Below are 4,757 nucleotides of genomic sequence, written 5' to 3' on the forward strand. Positions count from 1 at the left end.
GATGACGCTATTAGATGCCATGCGCTTTGAGTTATACCAGGGAAAAGACAGCAGCACAGGCGAGAGCTTCGCGCTTGCCCAAGTATCGCACGGCGATTGGTTGCGACAGACCATGGACCACTTCGGCGAACACGTCCGCCGCCAAGACGTCCCTAGCTATGCGACATCGGTTAACGCTCAGTTGCGCCATTATCAAGTCCGCGGCGTTGCCTGGCTATGGCAGATGTATCAATTGGGACTAGGCGCACTCTTAGCCGATGATATGGGACTCGGTAAAACCTTGCAGGTCCTGGCATTTTTAACGGCTCTGAAGCAAGAACAGCCCCTACGGTCGCTTTTGGTGGTTCCCGCCACGTTATTGGGGAATTGGGTAGAAGAGATAACAAAATTTACTCCGTTCTTTACCACCTATGTTGAGCATCCATCCATGCCGGGCCTCTCGCAAAGCGCGACCCAACACACGGCTGAAGTCATTCTCACGACCTATGCGATGTTGTCGCGGGTGGAGTGGATGCATCAGGATACCTGGGACGCTGTCATCTTGGATGAAGCTCAGGTCATTAAAAATCCCACCACCAAACAAGCTCGCGCTGCCAAGAATTTAACCGCCCGATTTCGCATCGCTCTAACCGGCACCCCCGTAGAAAATCGCTTGGGCGACCTCTGGTCGTTGTTCGATTATCTCAACCAAGGTCTTTTGGGGACGACCCAAGAGTTCACACAATTTACCAAGGCGCTGCGCGATCACCCTGAAGGGTATGCTCCCTTGAGAAGGATTGTCAGCCCCTTCATTCTCCGGCGATTAAAGACCGATAAAGCGGTCATTGCCGATTTGCCGGACAAAATTGAAATGATGGCACGAGCACGCCTCAGCCGTTCGCAAACTGCCCTATATTTAGAGGTAGTTCGAGAGGTCGAACGCAAGCTGGAACTGCTGGAAGGATCTGAGCGTAGAGGCCTCATTTTATCCTCGCTCATGAAATTAAAACAGATCTGCAATCACCCCGATCAATACCTTGGCCAGTCCCTCTATACCCCCCAAGAGAGTGGAAAGTTTGCCAGACTCCGAGAGATTGCCGAGACCATTCGAGACCGTCACGAACGCGTGTTGGTGTTCACACAGTTTCGCGAACTGACCAAGCCGCTCGCCAATTTTCTTGAGTCGGTGTTCTTTTCTCCAGGACTTATTCTCCATGGACAAACTCCAGTGAAGCAGCGCAGTATAATGGTGGACGCCTTTCAAAGTTCCGACGATATCCCCTACATGGTACTCTCTCTCAAAGCGGGCGGTGTGGGACTGAATCTGACCCAAGCGAATCACGTGATTCACTTTGACCGTTGGTGGAACCCTGCGGTAGAAAATCAGGCCACGGATCGGGCTTTTCGCATCGGCCAAACGAAGACGGTGCTCGTGCATAAATTTATGACTGAAGGTACAATTGAAGAGAAAATTGACATGATGATGCGAGAGAAAAGTCAACTATCGCAAAGCATTGTCCCGACAATGCAAGAAACTTGGATTGGCGATTTGGACAACCAGACGCTGATGAATCTATTCCGGTTGGAGGTGAGAGATACCGATGGACTACCGTTCTCGTCATGATGGGTTTCCAGCCTATGTTTCGGTCAGTGAACGACGCGCACAGGCGGAAGAAGCCATAGCGCAGCTGAGAATCACTCATCCTCACATTCGCCCCGTCACTATCCGGGGGCGACAATTGGCGTCAACCTGGTGGGGGAAATCTTGGAACCGCAATTTGGAATGCTATGCCGATTATGCGAATCGCATTCAACGCGGCCGCAGTTACGTCCGCCATGGTGCAGTGCTAGATTTAACCATAGATAGAGGAAGCGTCAGCGCCTTAGTTCAAGGCAGTGAACCAACACCTTATCGGGTCTCGGTCACCATCGACCCGTTAGGTGAGAAGGCATGGCAGTCCATGGTCAATCGCTCGAGAGAATATTTGACCTCGTTAGAGGACCTAATCACTGGAGTGTTCCCGAAGAATCTCGAAACCTTATTGATGGAACCGGGAAAACTGTTCCCGTCACCGCAGGAAATTCACCTTCACTGCTCGTGTCCCGATGTCGCCAAACTCTGCAAGCACGTTTCGGCGGTATTATATGGTGTAGGAACACGACTGGATGAGGACCCGCGGCTTTTCTTTGCGCTACGGCATGTGCACCTTGACGATTTTGTCGACCAGGCTGTGACGGAAGAAGGCAAACGACTGCGGTTAAAAGCGGAAAACCCCAGTCAGCGCACTATCCCCAAGCCTTCCGATGCGGATCTATCAGTGCTTTTCGGTATTGACATCGACAACGACGAGGAATGACCATAAGTGACTCATATATTCTTCTGGTAACTGACGTTGCCACGGTGAATGACGCTTTGGCATTTGCCACCGACATCATTCTAACGTCCCCGTCCTCAATAGAAACCTCCACGGGCCCGGCATGGACCACATCTCGAATGCCGTCAACCTAACAGCCACCCTGCCTCATAAAGGGCCATTCGCCATTTTCCATAATCGTCATCCACGCTACTCTCATCCATCCTATTATGAGGCAGACGTTCTTGGCAGCGGTGCTGGATGAGTCGAGATTTAAGCGCCATGGTCCTCCACTTGAGTGTACCTCGAGGACCGGTCCCGAGATCATCTCGGACTCGATCGGCCACTTTTTGCACTATTTGCAACACCTCTTCCATTTGCTGACAAGAGTGTCCCTCCAGTTGTCGAGGTAACAGCGTAACCGATTCCAGAAGCTGTTGATCCTCCTCGCCGAGAAACAACGGTGACGATTGTGGTTCATGTCGATGGTGTGCCGACCAGAGGCTATCGGCGCGATAATGCACCCTCCCCCATTGTGTTTCTGGCCATTCTTGTGCCCGTTGGTAGGGTGCAGTGCCCTCAACACCACATAAGAGACCCTCCGGTTTGAGAATCCGGTCCAAATGGTGAATCGCCCCATCGGAAAGAAGCATTGGTCGACTCAGCACAACGATGTCTGTGCTCTTCCGAGCCAAAAATGGCAGTAGCCGTTCTGGGTTCCCATCCCAGATCCTCACGTGATCCGGAGAACCTGCCCAGTCTAGCAGCGTAGTAACATGAAAGAATGAAGCATCAGGGTCCGTTCCGGGACGAAGATGGCGGCTGCTAAGTGAGAATTCGTCGACCGTAACCAGATGATTTCGTGGGGAGAGAGCCGTCGCGATGCCCCACAGATAATAGGTTATGCCCCCCCAGCCACTTCCAAGTTCTACGATGTTCACGTTGCGATAATGTCCTGTGGTCATGTACTGACTGACCACACCGAGCATGCCTACCGCACTGAGAAAACTGATATGATGGTGGATGAAGCTTTCGATGTGAGAATAATTCTGAACCAATCTACCGACCTCTGCCATCAGGGCCGGGGAACTGCGCATAGTAAAATTGGTGTAACGAGACGACGCGAGCCGCAAAATTTCGTGTGTATTCCCTGTTGTCTCGTCAAACAGAGCTAAAAGGCCGCCCTCTCCAATCACTCGATACGGCATCATCCTCGCCCTCTTTTTGGCTGATTTAGTTGAAGTAGGTAATGGATTCTGGGAACAATAGTCCTTAAATCGAGTGAATCCTTGGCATATGCGGTAATGTCAGAAAAACTCTCTTGCAGTACTTGCTCTTCCTGAGTCCGTGCGAAAAGTCTGGCTGCTAAGGCATCGACATCGTCAATGGGAACCGTGTCACCAAATCGTCCACCGCCCGTCCCCTCGACCGCACAGTCGATCGCCGTTATAATCGGATAACACCCGAAGCGGAGCGCCTGATTTAACACATTGGGGGCACCACCCTCAAACCGAGAACTCAAACAAAACACCTTAGCCTCACGGTACTGTTTTGCAAGAATTGCCTTGTCGCGAATGAAACCCAGCCAGTGTACGCGAGAATATAACTCCGGATGATCACGAAAATACCGCTCCCAGGTTTTTTTAAATCGGTCTTCCATGGTACCGACCAAGCGCAACTCCCAGTCTGGCATGTACGGCGCCACCTGAGCAAAAGCATCTAGCAAGATGCCATGTCCCTTTTGCCAATTACCAATCCTCCCCACCGTCAGGATCACGTTGCGTTTCTCTTGGTAGGTAGGTTCAGCAACTTTCCCAAAGTCCGCGTAACCGTGAGGGACATAATCAATTGCCAGAGGCCACTTGCGATTTAGATATTCATAGAGTGTCCAGCTCTCCACCCCTATAACGGTACAGCCTTGGAGCAATGCGATCATCTCTTCGGTAAGGTCTAATTGGTTCATCCACCAAATATTCGCATCCAACTTCAGTAAGGTGGCGGTATGGGGGTTTTTTCTCTTCATGGTGTTGAGTGCAGCAAAAGTCACATCGGATATCCCTTGCAAGTACAGCATATCTGGTGCTGTATGCGTTTCAATGTAACGAAACACGTCTACTCTCTGCCCGGACCCCGTGCGTACTATCTTATCCAACTTCACATCAGGGACATATTCTAAGTCAGGATATGCTCCCTCGGCGTAACAAGCGATAACACTATCATAGCCATACAGATCATGAAATGTTTGCATAAGAAGGCCCGGTTGCTTGGTAAGTTCGGTATTACTCAATTGAGGATGGATGTGTAATAGGGTGGGCATGGCGTCCCTCCGACTCTAAAGGATCCGAGACCCCATGATAGACAGGTGAACAAGCGTAGCTCGGTGGTATGCAGATGGGTCTCATCCCGATATATGCTAAAGCGGAA

4 protein-coding genes are annotated in these 4,757 nt (G+C 51.0%); 2 read left to right on the forward strand and 2 right to left on the reverse strand.

Going from position 1 to position 4,757, the window contains the following annotated elements:
* Both ACOJWD_RS02285 and ACOJWD_RS02290 read left to right on the forward strand, forming a co-directional pair.
* A partial coding sequence (locus tag ACOJWD_RS02285) for a DEAD/DEAH box helicase (RefSeq protein ID WP_486991606.1) occupies positions 1-1,603 on the forward strand: 1,603 nt, incomplete at its 5' end.
* Positions 1,581-2,336 (forward strand): SWIM zinc finger family protein, encoded by a 756-nt coding sequence (locus tag ACOJWD_RS02290; protein ID WP_486991607.1) that lies wholly within the window; start codon positions 1,581-1,583, stop codon positions 2,334-2,336. The genes ACOJWD_RS02285 and ACOJWD_RS02290, both read left to right, overlap by 23 nt.
* A 143-nt stretch (positions 2,337-2,479) precedes the next feature.
* Here ACOJWD_RS02290 and ACOJWD_RS02295 read toward each other — a convergent pair whose 3' ends face one another.
* Positions 2,480-3,544 carry a hypothetical protein gene (locus ACOJWD_RS02295; RefSeq protein ID WP_486991608.1) on the reverse strand — a complete coding sequence of 355 codons (1,065 nt, stop codon included), beginning with the start codon at positions 3,542-3,544 and terminating at the stop codon, positions 2,480-2,482.
* The gene (locus tag ACOJWD_RS02300) at positions 3,541-4,650 is read right to left on the reverse strand and encodes a glycosyltransferase (protein WP_486991609.1); all 1,110 of its coding nucleotides are present in this window, start codon (positions 4,648-4,650) and stop codon (positions 3,541-3,543) included. Before ACOJWD_RS02300 ends, ACOJWD_RS02295 begins: the two co-directional genes overlap by 4 nt.
* Positions 4,651-4,757 lie beyond the last annotated feature (107 nt).

This window comes from Sulfobacillus sp. TH-112, from assembly GCF_057473405.1.